Origin of the sequence: Brachyspira pilosicoli P43/6/78 (assembly GCF_000325665.1) — a bacterium.
Taxonomy (GTDB): Bacteria; Spirochaetota; Brachyspiria; order Brachyspirales; family Brachyspiraceae; genus Brachyspira; species Brachyspira pilosicoli.
Genome location: NC_019908.1, coordinates 203,175 through 221,365, shown reverse-complemented (window position 1 = coordinate 221,365; position 18,191 = coordinate 203,175). Strand labels below are relative to the sequence as shown.

General features: G+C 29.5%; 15 protein-coding genes, 2 tRNA genes and 2 pseudogenes. 8 read left to right on the top strand and 11 right to left on the bottom strand.

What is annotated here, in order from left to right; translation table 11 throughout:
- Positions 1–101: 101 nt before the first annotated feature.
- From BPP43_RS11780 to BPP43_RS00990, 6 genes are all read right to left on the bottom strand, one after another.
- Positions 102–647: an alpha-L-fucosidase gene (locus BPP43_RS11780; protein ID WP_252832343.1), complete on the bottom strand. Its 546-nt coding sequence runs from the start codon at positions 645–647 to the stop codon at positions 102–104.
- On the bottom strand, positions 613–1,593 hold the full coding sequence (locus BPP43_RS01010; protein WP_252832342.1) for an alpha-L-fucosidase: 981 nt from the start codon (positions 1,591–1,593) through the stop codon (positions 613–615). Before BPP43_RS01010 ends, BPP43_RS11780 begins: the two co-directional genes overlap by 35 nt.
- 93 nt (positions 1,594–1,686) lie before the next feature.
- On the bottom strand, positions 1,687–2,172 hold the full coding sequence (locus BPP43_RS01005) for a GNAT family N-acetyltransferase (protein WP_015273899.1): 486 nt from the start codon (positions 2,170–2,172) through the stop codon (positions 1,687–1,689).
- Between the two features lie 108 nt (positions 2,173–2,280).
- Entirely contained in the window at positions 2,281–3,912 is a 1,632-nt protein-coding gene (gene groL, locus BPP43_RS01000; protein WP_013243356.1) for a chaperonin GroEL, read from the bottom strand.
- Positions 3,913–4,023: 111 nt separating this feature from the next.
- Positions 4,024–5,622, bottom strand: a complete 1,599-nt coding sequence (locus BPP43_RS00995) for a potassium/proton antiporter (RefSeq protein ID WP_015273898.1) — start codon at positions 5,620–5,622, stop codon at positions 4,024–4,026.
- A 44-nt stretch (positions 5,623–5,666) separates the two neighbouring features.
- Positions 5,667–6,032, bottom strand: a complete 366-nt coding sequence (locus tag BPP43_RS00990; RefSeq protein WP_013243358.1) for a methionine-R-sulfoxide reductase — start codon at positions 6,030–6,032, stop codon at positions 5,667–5,669.
- A 195-nt stretch (positions 6,033–6,227) separates the two neighbouring features.
- Between BPP43_RS00990 and BPP43_RS00985 the strand changes: the two genes are divergently transcribed.
- The 6 genes from BPP43_RS00985 (at position 6,228) to BPP43_RS00960 (ending at position 9,792) form a co-directional block, all read left to right on the top strand.
- Positions 6,228–6,300 (top strand) — tRNA-Lys (locus BPP43_RS00985).
- 35 nt (positions 6,301–6,335) lie between these two features.
- Positions 6,336–6,409: transfer RNA gene (locus BPP43_RS00980), tRNA-Glu, on the top strand.
- A 55-nt stretch (positions 6,410–6,464) separates the two neighbouring features.
- The gene (locus BPP43_RS00975) at positions 6,465–7,682 is read left to right on the top strand and encodes an LCP family protein (protein ID WP_013243359.1); all 1,218 of its coding nucleotides are present in this window, start codon (positions 6,465–6,467) and stop codon (positions 7,680–7,682) included.
- Positions 7,669–8,058: a ribosome silencing factor gene (gene rsfS / locus BPP43_RS00970; protein WP_015273897.1), complete on the top strand. Its 390-nt coding sequence runs from the start codon at positions 7,669–7,671 to the stop codon at positions 8,056–8,058. Before BPP43_RS00975 ends, rsfS begins: the two co-directional genes overlap by 14 nt.
- 54 nt (positions 8,059–8,112) lie before the next feature.
- Positions 8,113–8,853: a hypothetical protein gene (locus tag BPP43_RS00965; RefSeq protein WP_014933401.1), complete on the top strand. Its 741-nt coding sequence runs from the start codon at positions 8,113–8,115 to the stop codon at positions 8,851–8,853.
- 21 nt (positions 8,854–8,874) lie between these two features.
- Positions 8,875–9,792, top strand: coding sequence for an alpha/beta hydrolase (locus BPP43_RS00960; protein ID WP_015273896.1), 918 nt, complete (start codon positions 8,875–8,877; stop codon positions 9,790–9,792).
- 61 nt (positions 9,793–9,853) lie between these two features.
- On the opposite strand, the gene BPP43_RS00955 is transcribed toward BPP43_RS00960, so the two are convergent.
- Entirely contained in the window at positions 9,854–10,321 is a 468-nt protein-coding gene (locus tag BPP43_RS00955; RefSeq protein WP_013243363.1) for a hypothetical protein, read from the bottom strand.
- Positions 10,322–10,550: 229 nt separating this feature from the next.
- On the opposite strand from BPP43_RS00955, the gene gap reads away from it, so the two are divergent.
- Both gap and BPP43_RS00945 read left to right on the top strand, forming a co-directional pair.
- Entirely contained in the window at positions 10,551–11,594 is a 1,044-nt protein-coding gene (gene gap / locus BPP43_RS00950; RefSeq protein WP_013243364.1) for a type I glyceraldehyde-3-phosphate dehydrogenase, read from the top strand.
- Positions 11,595–11,701: 107 nt separating this feature from the next.
- Positions 11,702–12,902, top strand: a pseudogene (locus tag BPP43_RS00945) (phosphoglycerate kinase).
- A gap of 244 nt (positions 12,903–13,146) precedes the next feature.
- On the opposite strand, the gene guaB reads toward BPP43_RS00945, so the two are convergent.
- The 4 genes and pseudogenes from guaB to BPP43_RS00925 all read right to left on the bottom strand — a co-directional run bounded on the left by guaB (position 13,147) and on the right by BPP43_RS00925 (position 17,985).
- Positions 13,147–14,268: an IMP dehydrogenase gene (guaB, locus tag BPP43_RS00940; protein ID WP_013243366.1), complete on the bottom strand. Its 1,122-nt coding sequence runs from the start codon at positions 14,266–14,268 to the stop codon at positions 13,147–13,149.
- Positions 14,269–14,437: 169 nt separating this feature from the next.
- A complete protein-coding gene (nagE, locus tag BPP43_RS00935; protein ID WP_015273894.1) occupies positions 14,438–15,904 on the bottom strand; it encodes an N-acetylglucosamine-specific PTS transporter subunit IIBC in 1,467 nt (488 codons plus the stop codon).
- Positions 15,905–15,994: 90 nt separating this feature from the next.
- Positions 15,995–16,753 carry an MBL fold metallo-hydrolase gene (locus BPP43_RS00930; RefSeq protein ID WP_015273893.1) on the bottom strand — a complete coding sequence of 253 codons (759 nt, stop codon included), beginning with the start codon at positions 16,751–16,753 and terminating at the stop codon, positions 15,995–15,997.
- 58 nt (positions 16,754–16,811) lie between these two features.
- Positions 16,812–17,985, bottom strand: a pseudogene (locus tag BPP43_RS00925) (class I SAM-dependent RNA methyltransferase).
- Between the last annotated feature and the right edge of the window lie 206 nt (positions 17,986–18,191).

Below are 18,191 nucleotides of genomic sequence, written 5' to 3'. Positions count from 1 at the left end.
AACATAATTTCAGTATAAAGTCAATATTATCTTTTACAATAACATATTTATTTTACATAAAATTGAAAAAATTATTATTATTACATATTGGCATAAGCTATTTATTTAGAAGAATAATAAACATTAACTTGAGATATATTAGCATTAGTTCTTGCTTCATCTATAGTTATTTTTATTTTCTCAGCATTTTGAACAGTATCAAATTTCAGAAGTCTTTTATATCCTATAGTAGTTAAATTAGGTTCTTTATTATTAGCTGTTATTTTTTGCCATTGTCCAGAGCTATAAACTTCAACACTAAACTTCTCTACCCTCTGACCTTTCATAATATCTTCTTGTATAAGTAAAACATTAATTGCAGAAGGAGTTTTTAATGCATACTCTTTAGAATCTCCAATTTTTGCATTAACCCAAGTATTAGTTACATTTTTAAGTAGTCCATTAGCAAATGTTGTTTTTATATAATTACCAAACTGACCAAGAACAGCTATATCTTTGCTATCAAATTGACCTCTTTTGTCTGGCGGTACATTTAAAAGCAAAACAGAATTATATCCAACAGACTTATAATAAATATCTATTAATTTATCTAAACTTTTAGGACTTTCATAATCATGATAAAACCAAACCCGGTCTAATGGAAACATCAACTTCAGAAGGATACCAATAAACAGAATTTACTTTTTTTAATATATCTCTGCTTCCAAGGTCTTTTCCTGTTAAAACAAGACCAAGTGAAGAATTGTAACTTTCAGAATCTTTGTAAGAATTAGGTTTATAGCCTTGAACGCCCCATTCTGTCTCTCTTCCATAACCTTGTTCATTTCCAACCCATCTAACATCTTCACCCATTACGGCACTAACAGCATTAGGCTGATACTTTTTTAATACCTCTAAATATCTCTCAAAATCATAAGTTTGATTAGGAGCATTTGGGTCTTTAGCCCCATCAAGCCAAAGCTCTGTAAGTTCCCCATAGCCAGTAACAAGTTCTGTAAGCTGTGCAACATAAAAATCATTATAAGCTTCTCCAGTACCATAAGAAGAAGCATTCATATCCCAAGGTGAAAGATAAAGTCCCATTTTTATATTATATTTCTTGCAAGCATCGCTAAACTCTTTTACAATATCTCCTTTGCCGCCCTTATACGGAGAACTTGCTACAGAATGACTAGTTGTTTTAGTTTGCCACAAACAAAATCCATCATGATGTTTTGCTGTAAGTATTACTAGTTTAAAGCCAGCATCTTTTAATACTCTCACCCACTGATCAACGTCCAAACTTGTAGGATTAAAAATACTAGGACTCTCTTTTCCTGTACCCCATTCTTTACCTGTAAAAGTATTTACACCAAAATGTATAAAAGCCGTAAGCTCTAAACTTTGCCATTTATATTGATTAGTTGTAGGTATCACTCTTGAAGCCATCTCTACTTTTTCTTCTATTGTAGCAGATGCCGGAAAATCAACTTTTTTTATATAATAATTTCCTAGTTCATCTCTAATCTCAAATGAAGATAAAATCTTTTTTGTACCGCAAGAAAATGACAAAAAAGATAAAACAACTATAAAAATAATTAATTTAAACTTCACAAAAAATCCAAATAAAAAACATTAACCTTTAATAAATATATAAAATACATAATAAAAGTCAATGATATTTTAATAGTTTAAATATCAAAATTATTATTTTTTAGAGAACTCTTTTAAATTATCATGACTTAGCCTATAAGTATACCAATCTTCCATTTTAACAGCATTAATAGATAAATAAAAATCAATACTGCTCTTATTCCAATCCAAACATTGCCAATCAAGCCTTTCACACCCTCTCTCAACAGCAATCTTAGCAAGCTCCTTTAATAACCTCTTTCCATATCCCAACCCTCTAAAACTCTCTCTAATATATAAATCTTCTAAATATATACCAGCCTTACCTAAAAAAGTAGAAAAATTGTGAAAAAACAAAGCATACCCAATAGGAACATCATCTTCTAAAGCAATCAAAACTTCAGCCTTCTTTTTCTCAAATATCCATTCTTTTAATATTTCCTCAGTAGCAACAACCTCTTTTTCAAGCTTTTCATAAGAAGCTAATTCCTTAATAAACTTTAATATAGTAGAAACATCATCTATAGTAGCAAATCTTATACTAAACACTTTATCTTTCATAAAAAAATACTCCAAAAAACTCCATATAAAAATAAAGCCCAAGCGATTAACAAATAATCGCTAAGGCTTTTTATTATTAAAAAATTATTTTTAAGCTAATGGTAATTATTAATACATACCACCCATTCCGCCGCCAGGCATTGGAGGCATTGGTTTTTCAGGTTCAGGTATATCAGTAATAATAACTTCAGCAGTTAATACTTGAGAAGCAATAGAAGCAGCATTTTGTAAAGCACTTCTAGATACTTTAGCAGGGTCAATAATACCAGCTTTTAACATATCAACCCACTCATTAGTAAGAGCGTTGAAACCCATATTGCCTTTTTGTTTTTTAGCTTCAATAGCAACAACAGAACCGTCTAAACCAGCATTTTGTGCTATCATTCTTATAGGTTCTTCTATAGCTCTTTTTACTATATTAACACCAACTTGCTCATCAGGATTTTCTAATTTAATAGCATCAAGTTTAGATTGAGCATGTAAGTAAGTGATACCGCCGCCAGGAATAACTCCTTCTTCAACAGCAGCACGAGTTGCAGATAAAGCATCTTCTACTCTAGCTTTTTTCTCTTTCATTTCTACTTCAGTAGCAGCACCAATATTAATAACAGCAACACCGCCAGAAAGTTTAGCTAATCTCTCTTGTAATTTTTCTCTGTCATAATCGCTGTCAGTTTCTTCTATTTGTTTTTTAATAGTAACTACTCTAGCTTGAACATCTGCTTTTTTACCAGCACCTTCAACTATAGTAGTGTTTTCTTTATCAACAGTGATTTTTTTAGCTTTACCAAGATGCTCTAAACCAGTATTTTCAAGTTTCATACCTAAATCTTCACTGATAACTTGACCGCCTGTTAATATAGCAATATCTTCAAGCATAGCTTTTCTTCTGTCGCCAAAACCAGGAGCTTTAACTGCACATACATTTAATACTCCTCTCATTTTGTTTAATACTAAAGTAGCTAAAGCTTCAGATTCTATATCTTCAGCAATAATAATGAAAGGTTTTCCAGTTTGAGCAATTTTTTCAAGTACAGGAAGAAGTTCTTTCATGTTAGATATTTTTTTATCATAAATAAGAACTAAAGCATCTTCTAATTCAGCAGTCATACTGTCTCCATTAGTTACGAAATATGGAGAAATATAACCTCTGTCAAATTGCATACCTTCAACTAATGAAAGGCTAGTTTCTAATGATTTAGCCTCTTCAACAGTGATAACACCTTCTTTACCAACTTTTTCCATAGCATCGCTTATTAAAGCACCTATCTCTTTATCATTGTTTGCAGAAATTGTAGCAACTTGAGCGATTTCTTCTTTTCCTTTAATTTGTTTAGCTTCAGATTTAATATGAGCAACTATTTCGCTAACTGCTTTTTCTATACCTCTTTTAATAAGCATAGGATTAGCACCACTAGTTACGTTTTTTAAACCTTCTTTAACCATAGCTTGAGCTAAAACTGTAGCTGTAGTAGTACCGTCACCAGCAACATCATTAGTTTTAGTAGCTACTTCTTTAACTATTTGAGCACCCATATTTTCAAATGGGTCTTCTAATTCTATTTCTTTAGCGATAGTAACACCATCATTTATTATAGTAGGAGGACCAAATTTTTTGTCTATTACAACATTACGTCCGCGTGGTCCTAAAGTTACTTTTACTGCATTAGCTAAAGCATCTACTCCACGCATAAGGGAGCGTCTAGCTTCTTCATCAAATAACAACTGTTTTGCTGCCATAAATTTTTTCTCCTTACAAATATTTTAATTTTTAATTATTTTCTTATTTTTATTGAAAATATTATACAATCAATATATTTTTTTTCAAGTATTGATTTTATAATAATTAATCTAATCATTATTTCTCATAAGTAAAACATCTCTATATTTTATCATCGTGTTTCCACGCGGTATAATAGTGCCTCCGTCTCTTTTTATCATCACTATTAAATTATCCTTTGGCAATTTCAAATCTTTTAATTCTTTATTTTTCCAAGGGTGATTTATATTAATATTTATTTCTTTTAATGTGATATCATAATATTTTGTTCTTTTAGCATTAAGTATAATTGTATCACCGCTATTTATAATAGTGCTTCCATTTGGAATAATAGTTTCATCTCCCCTCTCTATTGTTATAATAATTGAGTTTTCTGGAAGCTCTATATCTTTAATTTCTCTGCCAACCCAATGATGATTTTTAGTGATATTAACTTGTATAAGCTCCATATCATCATCATCTACATAGTCGTTGAAAGTTTTTAATACATTTTCTGCAGAATCAACAAGTCCGAGTTTTTTGGCAATAATAGGAAGTAAAGTACCCTGAAAAGATACAGATATGATTGCTAAGAAAAATACAATATGAAATATATCATAACTAATAGCTTCTCCATTTACTATAACAAATATAGCAAAAACAATGGAAGCAGCACCTCTAAGTCCAGCCCACATGATTAAAAGCTGTTTTTTTAATGATACCTTAAAAGGAGTTAATATTGCTAATACCGCTATAGGTCTAGATACAAATGTTATAAACAGTGCTACAAATATAGCAGTAGGAGCTACATTAGATATTCTTGAAGGGAAAGAAAGAAGACCTAGCAAGAAAAATAGCACCATCTGCATAAGACCAGTAACACCGTCAAAGAAATTAACTAAAGCTACTTTATTTTTAATACTGCTGTTTCCAAGAACTATGCCAACCAAATAAACTGCTAAATATCCATTGCCACCAACTATAGAAGATAAAGAATAAGAAAGCAAAGCAACCGCAAGCACAAATATAGTATCAAGACCGCTTACTGGAAACTTGAATTTTCTTAAAACATTATAAGCCATAAAAGATATTAAAGCTGCCACTATCACAGCAAATACTATCTGAGCAAATACCATATAAACTATTGAAAGAGGACTATTTAATGTTTTTCCAATAAGACCTAAAAATATAACAGTAAGCATGTAAGACATAGGGTCATTACTTCCGCTTTCAAGCTCCAAAAGAGAAGCAAGCCCGTCTTTTAAGTTTAAATTCTTTGAACGAAGTATAGAAAACACAGAAGCAGCATCAGTAGAACCAATAACCGAAGCTATCAAAAAACTCTCAAATAATTCAAACTTTAATACAAAATAACATAATACTCCAGTAACCATTGAAGTAATAAAAGTACCGACAAATGATAGTAAAAACGCTTTTTTAGCAACTGGTTTAGCAACTTTCCAATTAGTACCAAAGCCTCCGTAAAACATTATAAATATTAAAGTGATAGTACATATCTGCTCTGCCACAACATAATTATCAAACTCTATTTTTAAAATTCCGTCAGAGCCGAAGAGCATTCCCAAAACCAAAAAAAGCAAAAGCGAAGGCACTCCCACTTTCATAGATATTTTACTAGCTACTATACAAATTATTATTATTAAAGATGATATTAATATAGCTGTATTCATATTAAAGTATTATAATCCTTATTAATTTTATTTGTTCTTTTTCTTCATTTTTCTTTAGGTTTAAATATTAACGAAATAGAGTTTACACAGTGCCTTATATTTTTATCTGTTAAATGCTCTCCTTGAAATACATGTCCTAAATGAGCACCGCAATTATTACATGTAATTTCTATTCTATATCCGTCTTCATCTAATGACCTTCTAATAGCTCCTTTTATTTCATCATCAAATGAAGGCCAGCCGCACTTTGATTTAAACTTATCTTCAGAGCGGTATAATTCTGCACCGCATTGTTTGCAGCAATAAACACCCTCCTCAAAAAAGTCATTATATTCACCTGTAAAAGGATATTCAGTACCCTTAAATATTATCACATTTCTTTCTTCTTCTGTTAATTTTCTTAATTCCATAAAAAACCTCGATAATAATATAATAATTCTAAAAAATTGTATACTAAAACTTGAAATAAAACCACACTTTTATCATTTTTTTATATTTCAAAATAAATAATAATTAAATTTATACAAAAAAATATTTTTTAATACTTGACAAAAATAAAATAATATAGTAATATACCTAAACATTAAATTGATAAATAAAAAAACGGGCCAATAGCTCAGTCGGTAGAGCATCGCCCTTTTAAGGCGGTTGTCGAAGGTTCGAACCCTTCTTGGCTCACATAGGTTTTATACACCTACAATTACTTTATATACGCCGGTGTGGTGAAGAGGTTTAACACACAGGATTTTCATTCCTGCATTCGCGGGTTCGAAACCCGTCACCGGTTCATCTATTCACCATATCTGTTAATGATATGGTTTTTTTATACCCATAATACTTTTATGAAAATTAAAAACAACGATAATAATAATAAAGCCTTAAAAACTATAAGCAATGCCAATAAAAAAGCTGTAATTATATTAATATCTTCTTTTACTTTCATCATTGTTATAGCGGCTTTTACTTTATATTATTTTCTATACAGTAAAATTGATTCAGCAATAAAAAAAGATGAAGAATTATACTTCTCTGTATTATTCATAGATGAAAACAATGAGCCTTATGGGGCATATGTGGGCGTATTATCAAGTTTACATAATAGAATTGGATTAATAGGACTTCCAAGAAATGTAGCTCTTTGGAAAAATAAAAAAGAAAACCCTATACCTCTAAAAGAATTATACAAAGAAGGCGGAGATTCTTCAGTATTTAATGCTATAGAAAATACAGTCAATAAAAAAATAACATACAAAATCACACTCGACAATAACAGCATATCAGACATAATAGATTTAATAGGCGGAGTAAAGATGTATGTAGAAGAGCCTATTCATTATGTAGAAAATAACAGCCTTTATAATATTAACTTTGATATTGGAGAATGGATGTTTCATGGCAACAAGGTAGTATCATATTTACACTATGTTACTATGAAACAATATGAGGATATAGAAACTTTATATAGACTTGAAGATGTTATTATTAATTTAATGATTAGTTTTATACAAAGTCCTGAGCTTAAATCTATGATAGTTAGAAAAGATATGAGAAATGCTATTTACTCAAAAATAAAAAGCAATTTGAGACCTCCGGATATTAAGGCTATATTAAAGATAATATCAAACAGCAATGAAAAAAGCTTAATAGTACAAAATATAGATGCGAGAGTTGATGATAAAGGAATACTTAATCCATTACTTGAAGGAAGTGCTTTTGTAAAACAGATGGAAGATTTGGCTTTATATGTGGGATTAAAAACAGAGAGAAGCGAATTAAACAATGAAGATGTTAGTTTAATAATTTTAAATGGCACTGATGTTTCTGGGCTTGCAGATAGAATAAATATTAGAATGCGTTATAGGGGATTTGCGGCTGGTGAGTATGGAAATTTTCCTGCTAAAGTGTATAATAGCATTGTTCTTATAAGAAACGGCGAAATAGAAAAGTCTTTTATGGTTGCTAATGAATGTAGAATTAGCAGAATATATGCTAAAACTGATAGAAGGCTTTTAAATAATGCAGTATTAATTTTGGGGTATGATTACTATGAAATTCAATGATTCAAACAAAACAAAAAAAATGATAGACAGAGAAATGGCTAAAAGCCTAACTCTAAAAGCAGCAAAAGCTTTAGATGATAAAAAACTTGAAGACATAGTAATATTAGATTTAGATGGTGTTACTACCCTTTCAGACTTTTTTATTATAGCAACAGCTTCTTCTGCTCCGCAAATGAAGGCTGGTTCTGATGCTGTTTATAAAGAACTAAAAGAAGAAGGCATTACTCCTTATGCAGAAAATGATAATAATTCTGATTCTTTATGGTATTTAACAGATTATGGCTTTTTGGTGATACATTTGTTTACACAGGAAGGAAGAGAGTATTATGATTTGGATAAATTATGGCATGAGGCTAAAAAAATAGAAATGAATTAAATTTTATTAAAAATTATTTTAAGGTTATTTAAAATTGTTTTTATGGAGAGTTTTATGAAAAAAATTATTATTTTATCTTTTTTATTTATATTTGCTAAATTATCATTTGCAGAGAGCGGCTGGCAATTAGGTGCTACTATACCTATTGGGGCTAGTTTTAGTTTTTATAATGTTTACTTTTCTAAAGATGCTCCTCAAAGTTATAAAGACACTTATAGAAAAAATAGCGGTACTGTTGGATTTGATGCTGGTATAAGTTTTCAAGCTGGTTATTTAGTAACTGATGAAGAGAAAGGAATTAGTTTACTCGTAGATATAGGTTATTCTCATGATTCTTTTGGGCTTAAAAGCTCTTATAAAGATGAAACTACTCAAAAAGATGTAAATGTAAGAGAATATTATACTTTTGAAAATATGCAAATTGGTATACTTCCTAAATTTCATTATAGTAATTTTGCCATTGGTCTTGGAATTGGTGTAAAAGTGCCTTTATATCTCACACATTCTGCAGAGTTTTTTAATGATAATACAAGTACTAAAACTTTTAGCTATTATGATGTTGGAAAAATTGATGATGTAATGAAAAATATGGTAATGACATATATTAAGCTTACTTTTGATTATTCTTTCAATATTCAAGATAATGTTGCTTTATTAGTTGGAGCATATATTGGTACTGATTTTGGCATAGATTTAAGAGGGGCAGAAAAAGTTCTTGTTGAAAGCAGAAATCTAGCTTCATTAGATATAGGTGCACAAATAGGAATGAAATTCGGTACTACTATTGGCAATTAAAATCGGCAATTAATAAATAATATGATATTCATAATAATATTAATAATATTACTTTTAGCTATTATTATAATATCAAATTATTATGTACAGCTAGTTTTAATTAAAGGCAAAAAAAGAGTACTAGAAATCAAAAAAAACAGCAAAGAAGAAACTAAAGAAGAGATTTTAGAAAAAGAAAAAAGAAGAGAATGGTTTGAAAAATCTCAAATAGATGTATACACAAAAACTTCTGATAATTTGAAAGTGCATGCTCATTTTATAGAAAATAAAAACTCTAATATTTACACAATAATAGTTCATGGATATGAGAGTAAAGGCTCTAATATGAGGTATTATGGTGAGAAGTTTTTTAATATGGGGTATAATGTTATTCTTATAGATTTGAGAACTCATGGATTAAGCGAAGGCAACTCTTATGGCATGGGGTATTTAGAAAAAGAGGATATTCTCGCTTGGATTAAATATATATTATCAATAAATACTAATGCTGATATTATTTTATTTGGTATATCTATGGGGGCAGAATCTATAATGATTGCTTTATCTGAAAGCATTCCTTCAAATGTAAAACTTGCAATAGAAGACTCTGGATATACTAATGCTAATGAACAGCTTGGAAATAGGCTAAAAATAAGCTATCACCTACCCTACTTTCCTTTTATACCAACAATATCATTAATAACAAAACTAAGAATAGGATATTTTTTTTCAGAGGCTAATGCTTTAAAATCTGTATCAAAAACAAAAACTCCTATATTATTTATTCATGGAAGTGAAGATGATTTAGTGCCTTTAGAGATGATGGAAAGGCTATATAATGCTTGTTCATCAAAGAAAGATAAATTAATTGTAGAAGGTGCTTATCATATAAGTTCTGCAAAACATAATGAAACATTGTATTGGAAAAAAATAAAAGAGTTTATATCAGAGCATTTATAATTTTTTATTACTGATGATAAAATTATCTAATAAATCAATCAATATCATTTTTTTATAGTATTTATAAATTAGTGTTTATTACTGCGTTAGTTTCTACAATACGGTTTGTATAGAGAGAATATAGCCTATATGAAGCTCTATCTGTAGTATAAGCTTTGTTGTTCATTTCAAAAGCATATAACTCCCAATTATAATGGTCAAGTATTTTAAATTGAAAAATATATTTGTTAGTGTCTATTGTGCCTATAATATCCACATAACGCATATAATCATCTTCTGCTATAAAATCTTCCCATTCAACTGTATTAAAAGATGTTATTAAATCCTCTATTTTTATATCAGGATACATTGTAAAAGAACTTTTTTTTATTAAACCTATAGCATCAAATTTTCTGCTTCTAACATCTATATCATTGGTATATATATTATTTGTCATATTACCAGTATATTGCTTACTTTCATAAACTATCTTTTTCTCACAAGATATGATAAAAACAAACAATAATGAAATAATTAATAATTTATTCATTACTTAAAAACCCTACCATTTTTAATATATAATTAAAACAATAAATTTCAATTATATTTTTTACTAAATAATATAATTTAACTATGTCGGAAAATAAAACAAATAAAATAATGTTTGATAAAATTAAAAATATTAAATTATCCTTGACTTAAATTTTTATTTATGATAGCATAAAATATAGTTTTATATGTTCGTATATAGAATATTATTTTAATTAAGGAGTAATTTTATGGCTGTAAAAGTAGCAATAAATGGTTTCGGACGTATTGGTCGTCTAGTTTTTCAGGCATTAGTAGAACGCGGTTTATTAGGTAAAGAGATAGATGTAGTAGGTGTTGTTGATGTTAGTACTGATGCTAAATATTTTGCTTATCAATTAAAATATGACTCAGTTCATGGCAGAATGAAAGCTGATATAACTACTGAAGGCGAAGATGTATTAGTAGTAAACGGCAACAAAATTAAATGTATCGGTGCTACTAAAGAATTAAAAGACCTTCCTTGGAAAGATTTAGGTGTTGAATATGTAATCGAATCTACTGGTCTTTTCACTGATAAAGAAAAAGCTGAAGGTCATATAGCTGCAGGTGCTAAAAAAGTTATCATTTCAGCTCCTGGTAAAGGTGATTTAAGAACTTTCGTTTATGGTGTTAACCATGAAGAATATGACCCTGCTAATCATCATGTAGTATCAAATGCTTCTTGTACTACTAACTGTTTAGCTCCACTAGTACATGTACTTCTTAAAGAAGGTATTGGTATAGAAACAGGTCTTATGACTACTATTCACTCTTATACTGCTACTCAAAAAACTGTAGACGGTCCTTCTAAAAAAGACTGGAGAGGCGGACGTGCTGCTGCTGTGAACACTATCCCATCTACTACTGGTGCTGCTAAAGCTGTTGGTGAAGTTTTACCAGTTACTAAAGGTAAATTAACAGGTATGAGTTTCAGAGTTGCTACTCCAGATGTATCTGTTGTAGATTTAACTTTCAGAAGTGAAAAAGATACTTCTATTGAAGAAATCGATGCTTTAATGAAAAAAGCTTCTGAATCTTATATGAAAGGTGTTTTAGGTTATTGTAATGAAGAATTAGTATCTAGCGACTTCATACATGACAATAGAAGCTCTATTTACGATTCTTTAGCTACAGTTCAAAATAACTTAAAAGGCGAGAAAAGATTCTTCAAAATCGTTTCTTGGTATGATAATGAATGGGGTTATTCTAACAGAGTAATTGATTTATTATTATATATGTACAACAAAAAATAATAATAAGTTATAATAACTAATTTATTAGGCTATAATAAGGGTGCATAATATTAAATTATAGCACCCTTTAAATTTTTAATGAATATAAAAATTAAAAGGATATAAAAATGAAAAAATCAGTAAAAGACATAGACATTAAAGGACAAAAAAGTCATAATGAGAGTTGACTTCAATGTGCCTCTTGATAAAGAAACTAGCTCTAAAATTACAGACACTACAAGAGTAGATGCTGCTATGCCTACTATTGAGTATATTCTCTCTCAGGGTGCTTCTCTTATACTTATGAGCCACTTAGGAAGACCAAAAGGCGAAGCTAATCCTAAATATTCTCTAAAACCTGTTTATGATTATTTAAAAACTAAACTTCCTAACAATAAAGTTATTTTTGCTAATGATTGTATAGGTGAAGAAGTAAAAAAACTTGCTTCTGATTTAAAAGCTGGAGATGTATTACTTCTTGAAAACTTAAGATATCATGCTGAAGAAGAGAAAAATGATGCAGCATTCTCAAAACAATTAGCTGATTTAGCTGATGTTTATGTTAATGATGCTTTTGGTACTGCACACAGAGCACATGCTTCTACTGCTGGTATAGTATCTGCTAAAGCTGGAATGCCTGCTGTTGCTGGTTTCTTAATGGAGAAAGAGATACAGTATTTGGGTGATGCTGTTGCTAACCCTGCTCGTCCTTTTGTTGCTATAATTGGAGGAGCTAAAGTTTCTTCTAAAATATCTGTACTTAAAAACTTACTTAACAAAGTTGATACTTTAATTGTTGTAGGCGGTATGGCTTATACTTTCTTTAAAGCTAAAGGTTTAGAAATAGGTGCTTCTTTATGCGAAGATGATTATATTTCTACTGCTAAAGAGATTATGGATAAAGCTAAAGAATTAAACAAAACTTTATATTTACCTGTTGATAACGTTATTGCTGATAAATTCGACAATGATGCTGCTATAAAAGTTGTAGATTCTACTGCTATACCTGCTGGCTGGATGGGTATGGACGTTGGACCTAAAACTTTAACAGAAATTGAAGGCATACTAAAAAATGCTAAAACAGTTGTTTGGAATGGACCATTAGGTGTATTTGAAATGGCTAATTTTGCTAAAGGTACTTTTGAGGTGGCTAAGTTTATTGCTAATTCTGGAGCTGTAAGCATTATTGGCGGCGGCGATAGTGTATCTGCTGTTAATAAATCTGGTGTTGCTGACAAGATGACTCACGTATCTACAGGAGGCGGTGCTTCTTTAGAGTTCCTAGAAGGAATAGAATTACCAGGAATTGCTGTATTACAAGATAAATAATATTATTTAATTTTTTAAGTTATAAAAAACCCGTAGAAGCTAAAGTTTCTACGGGCTTTTTTTACAAACATTTTAATTTTTTATAAAGTTATATTTTACTGTATTGAAAATACAACTTTTTTATAATATCATAAATTAATACTTATTATTATATATATTTAATTATAAAATAAAGATATATCTAAAGATTATCTATTGAGTAATTAATAAAATTATATAAATCTATTTTATATAAAAATATGTTTTAATAATTAGGTGCTTTAGAAGTAATTTTTACATCATGTACATGGCTTTCTGCAAGACCTTGATTTGTTATCTTTAAGAATACCGCCTTTTTCTGTAACTCTTCTATAGTTCTAGCACCAATATATCCCATTCCAGAACGAATACCGCCTGTAATTTGATAAACAACATCAGAAACATGCCCCTTATATTCAGTAACGCCTTCTATACCTTCAGGTACAAACTTAGATTTGTTTACAACTTCACTTTGGAAATATCTGTCTTTACTTCCATGAAGCATAGCACCTACAGAACCCATTCCTCTATAAGGTTTATATTTTTTACCGTCTATTATAATAACTTCACCAGGAGCCTCATAAGTAGAAGAGAAAAGTCCTCCAGCCATTACAGCATCAGCACCTATAGCAAAAGCCTTTACTATATCTCCAGAATATTTTATACCGCCGTCAGCAATAGCTCCAACATTATACTGTTTAGCTATCTCTGAAGCATCTTCTATAGCAGTAAGCTGAGGAACTCCAACTCCCGCAATAATTCTTGTTGTACATATTGAGCCAGCACCTATACCTATTTTTATAGCATCAACTCCCGCATCTATCAAAGCCTTAGCTCCGTCCTTTGTAGCAATATTTCCAGCTATAACTTCGACTTGAGTGTATTTCTTTTTAATATCTGCTATTGCATCTAATACATTTTTTGAATGACCATGCGCTGTATCTATTACTATTATATTTACACCAGCTTCTATTAATTTTTCTGTTCTTTCATATCTATCATCAGAGATTCCTATAGCAGCAGCAGCTATCAAAGAGCCTTTTTCATCAATGCTTGCTTTTTCTTTATTTTCTATATCTTTAAAACTTTTTACAATTGCTACTTCTTTTGCCTGTTGTTCTAACGGCATATTTTTATGTATAACTCCCAATCCTCCGCATAGTGCCATTGCTATAGCCATTTGAGATTCTGTTACTGTGTCCATTGGAGAGCTTATTAATGGAGTTTTTAATGTGATTTTTTTAGTTAATTTTCTTTCTAAAGATACATCTTTGGGAAGAATATCTGATTCTTGTGGTACTAATAATACATCGTCAAAGGTTAGAGCTTCTTTTAAATTAGCTGGCATAAGATAAAATCCTTAAAATAAAAATTCAATAAACAATTATATAATGAAAATATTTTTATTGCAATTATTTTTTATATATTATTTTTTATTGAATATTTTATATAATAAATAAAAAAGGCACAGCATTAAAAATAATGCCATGCCTCTTATAATTAATAACAATAATATATTATTTTTTTGCTAACTTTTTAAACTCATCTGCCAAGAATTGTACATCAGTACCTACTATTACTTGTACAGAAGTTTTACCAGGTCTTAATACTCCAGGGAAATGTTTTCTAATTTCAGCATCATTTACTATAGTATTGTCTTTTACTTCTAATCTTAATCTTGTAGCACAGTTATCAATATCAACTATATTTTCAAGTCCTCCAAGTAAAGGAAGAAGTAATAAAGCTTTATCTGCATAAGAAGCGTTTTTGCTGCTTGATACAGTAACTTCTATTTCATCAGTATCATCATCTTCTCTTCCAGGAGTTTTAAGATTAAATTTCTGAATAGCAAAGTTGAAAATAACAAAATAAAGCACAAAGAATACTATACCTTGTACAATTAACATATACCATTGAGTAGCTAAAGGGTTTCTAGTAGAAAGAACAAGGTCAATCAAACCAGCAGAGAAACCAAAACCAGCAATCCATTTCATGCTAGAAGCAATGATTAAAGATATAGCAGTTAATAGAGCGTGTATAAGATATAATACAGGAGCAACAAACATGAATGAGAACTCTATAGGCTCAGTAACACCAGTAAAGAAACTAGCAAAACCAGCAGCCAACATTATAGAGCGAATTTTATTTCTGTTTTCAGGTTTAGCATTTTTAATGAAAGCCAAACAAGCACCTAAAAGACCAAACATCATAATAGGGAAGAAACCAGCCTGATACATACCAGTTTGTCCGATAATACCAGTACCAGCATCAATAGAAGCCTGACCGCCTAAGAAATTAGGTATATCATTAATACCAGCAACGTCAAACCAGAATACTGAGTTAAGAGCGTGGTGTAAACCAACAGGAATTAAAAGTCTATTAAAGAAACCATAAATACCAGCACCTATAGGACCAAGACTAATGATAGCTTCACCAAAAGTTACTAAACCGCCATAAATAGCAGGCCATACAACCATTAATATGAATGATACTATCATCATAACACCAGAAGTAACTATTGGTACAAATCTTCTTCCGCTAAAGAATGCTAAGAATTCTGGTAATTTTACTTCAGAAAACTTATTGTATAAACCTCCAGCTATAATACCGCAAAGTATACCTATAAATTGGTTGTTGATTTTAGCAAAACCAGGAGCTACATCAGCAACCTCTTTGCTTTGAATCATAGCGACAGTAGCAGGCGCTAAAAGAGTTGTTACAACTAGAAATGCTACAAGTCCAGCCAAAGCAGCAGCACCATTTCTGTCTTTAGACATACCAAAAGCAACTCCAACCGCAAACAATATAGGCATATTATCTATAATAGAACCGCCTGCCTTAATAAAGAAAGCAGCAACAGGGCTTCCGCCTCCCCAGCCATTAGGGTCTATCCAGTAACCAATACCCAAAAGGATAGCAGCTGCCGGCAATACGGCTACAGGTACCATTAAGGATTTACCTATTTTTTGTAGATAACCAAACATCATATCCTCCAATATGTAAAAATATTTTTATACATAATCGTATATATATAAGTATATACTATTAATATTTATAATCAATATTAAAACGTATTATATTTCTAAAGTTAGGCCATCATATGCAGCATACATGCTTTTTGGCAGTTCTTTTTCTAAATTTTTATGTAAAACATCATGTGTTAAATGTGTAAAAAATGTTTTTTTGGCTTTAATAGTATCTGCTATATTAACAGATTCTTGAAGTGATAAATGCGTACTATGCGGACGATATCTTAATCCATTTAATACTAGAATCTCACTGCCTTCTATAAGTTTTATATTTTCATCGCTTATTGAGCTTGCATCTGTAATATATGTAAAATTATTAAATCTATAGCCTAATATATTTAATATACCATGTTTTACAGGAATTGGAGTTACAGTTATATCATCAAATTTAGTAGCATTTTCTATAATATGAAACTCTAAATCAGGAATTCCTCCGCCTATTTGAACGGGGTTAAATATATAATCGTATTTATCTTTTAATACGTCCATAGTATCTTTATTTCCATAACAATCTATATGCCTATGCATCATAAAATTTAATGAACGTAAATCTACTATTCCAGAAGAGTGGTCGGCATGATGATGTGTATAGAACACTGCTTCTAAACTATCAACTTTTTCTCTAAGCATTTGTTCTCTAAAATCTAAAGAAGTATCTATTATATAATTTTTATTTTTATGCTGTATTAAAACAGATGACCTTGTTCTTTTATCTCTTTTATCTTTGCTTTTACAAACATTACATTTGCAGCCTATCATAGGCACACCATCTGATGTACCAGTGCCTAAAAAAATTATTTTCATGATTTTTTATAACTCCTAAAATAGAATTATATATTTTTTATTACTAATATCAATATAATTATTTTATCTCTAAACAAGAAATTAATTCTATATGATAAGTGTCTGGAAACATATCTATTATATTTAAATCTATTAACTCATAATAGTCTTTCAGTAAATTAATATCTCTTGCAAATGTCATAGGGTTACAAGAAATATATATAATTTTTTTTGGTTTTATTCTAATAATGTTTTCTATTACTTTTTTATATAATCCTTCACGAGGAGGATCAACAAATAATGAATCTACATTATAATTTATTTTTTTTAATGTTTCGCTTGCATCTTCTTTTATAATATCTTTTGCAATATTTACAGCATCAGAACTTATCTCAGAAGATATTAATTTATAATCAATATTTAAACTTTCCAATTTGTTTTTAATAGCAACAGAAAAAAATACCGCTTCCGGCATAAAGCTCAACTATATTCTTATCATATTCATTAAAATATTTAACAGCACTCTTTTGAAACTCATCTAACAGATAATGATTTGATTGAAAAAAGCTTTTATGTGATAATGGCACTTCTCCAAAATATGTGTTGTAATTTGTTTTATCTATGCCGTATATTTTTATTTTCTTTTTTTGTTTTATAGTTATTCCGTCAAAATAGCTTGTATCTATATTTTTATTTTGTTTTATAATATCAGCAAATGATAGCGTTTTGTCATTATTACTTTCTATCGCATAAATATTTCCAGTTATATTACTACGATTAACAAAGTTTTTTATTTTACAAAATAGTTTCTCTTTTAATATTATACATTCATCTATATTCACAAACTCATTAGTATTAAATTTATAAAAGCCAATATTTCCGTTTTGAGCTATCATATTTACTCTAAGTCTATAATGTTCATTAGGTGATTTTATGATGTTTATTTTATTCTTATATTCAATATTTCTTATAGAGTTTAATACTATACTTTTTTTTATTTCTAATTGCTTATTATATTCAATATGGTTAAATACACACCCTCCGCAAATACCTGCATATTTACATTTTGCTTTTATTCTATGCTTTGAAGGCTGTATGATGCTATTTATATTAGCATAGCAAAAGTTTTTATTTTCTTTGTTTATGGATATATCAACTATATCGCCTTCAACAGAATGTGCTACAAATATAACTTTTCCTTCTTTAGCAACGCCATATCCGCCATAAGCTGTATCTATTATTTCTACTTTCATAAATACTAATTATATATTAAAACACCAATATATCTAGAAATAAATATTTATATTTTTTAAGTTTTTTATTTTATTCAATTTTCTAATCTCAAAAGTGCAAATGTTTTACTTTATATTATAAATATAATCTTATATTTTACCTAAAAATAAACTCATTTGAATATAATACAAAAATTAAAGATTTTTATATTTCTATATTAAACTAT

What these genes read in the sequence shown, in the direction of transcription:
- BPP43_RS00975 (WP_013243359.1), top strand. Translation starts at nt 6,465, where the DNA reads ATGAAAATTAAAAACAACGATAATAATAATAAAGCCTTAAAAACTATA.
- BPP43_RS00965 (WP_014933401.1), top strand. Translation starts at nt 8,113, where the DNA reads ATGAAAAAAATTATTATTTTATCTTTTTTATTTATATTTGCTAAATTA.
- BPP43_RS00995 (WP_015273898.1), bottom strand. Translation starts at nt 5,622, where the DNA reads ATGAATACAGCTATATTAATATCATCTTTAATAATAATAATTTGTATA.
- BPP43_RS01005 (WP_015273899.1), bottom strand. Translation starts at nt 2,172, where the DNA reads ATGAAAGATAAAGTGTTTAGTATAAGATTTGCTACTATAGATGATGTT.
- BPP43_RS00930 (WP_015273893.1), bottom strand. Translation starts at nt 16,753, where the DNA reads ATGAAAATAATTTTTTTAGGCACTGGTACATCAGATGGTGTGCCTATG.
- BPP43_RS00990 (WP_013243358.1), bottom strand. Translation starts at nt 6,032, where the DNA reads ATGGAATTAAGAAAATTAACAGAAGAAGAAAGAAATGTGATAATATTT.
- groL (WP_013243356.1), bottom strand. Translation starts at nt 3,912, where the DNA reads ATGGCAGCAAAACAGTTGTTATTTGATGAAGAAGCTAGACGCTCCCTT.
- BPP43_RS00955 (WP_013243363.1), bottom strand. Translation starts at nt 10,321, where the DNA reads ATGAATAAATTATTAATTATTTCATTATTGTTTGTTTTTATCATATCT.
- nagE (WP_015273894.1), bottom strand. Translation starts at nt 15,904, where the DNA reads ATGTTTGGTTATCTACAAAAAATAGGTAAATCCTTAATGGTACCTGTA.
- rsfS (WP_015273897.1), top strand. Translation starts at nt 7,669, where the DNA reads ATGAAATTCAATGATTCAAACAAAACAAAAAAAATGATAGACAGAGAA.
- BPP43_RS11780 (WP_252832343.1), bottom strand. Translation starts at nt 647, where the DNA reads ATGTTTCCATTAGACCGGGTTTGGTTTTATCATGATTATGAAAGTCCT.
- gap (WP_013243364.1), top strand. Translation starts at nt 10,551, where the DNA reads ATGGCTGTAAAAGTAGCAATAAATGGTTTCGGACGTATTGGTCGTCTA.
- BPP43_RS00960 (WP_015273896.1), top strand. Translation starts at nt 8,875, where the DNA reads ATGATATTCATAATAATATTAATAATATTACTTTTAGCTATTATTATA.
- guaB (WP_013243366.1), bottom strand. Translation starts at nt 14,268, where the DNA reads ATGCCAGCTAATTTAAAAGAAGCTCTAACCTTTGACGATGTATTATTA.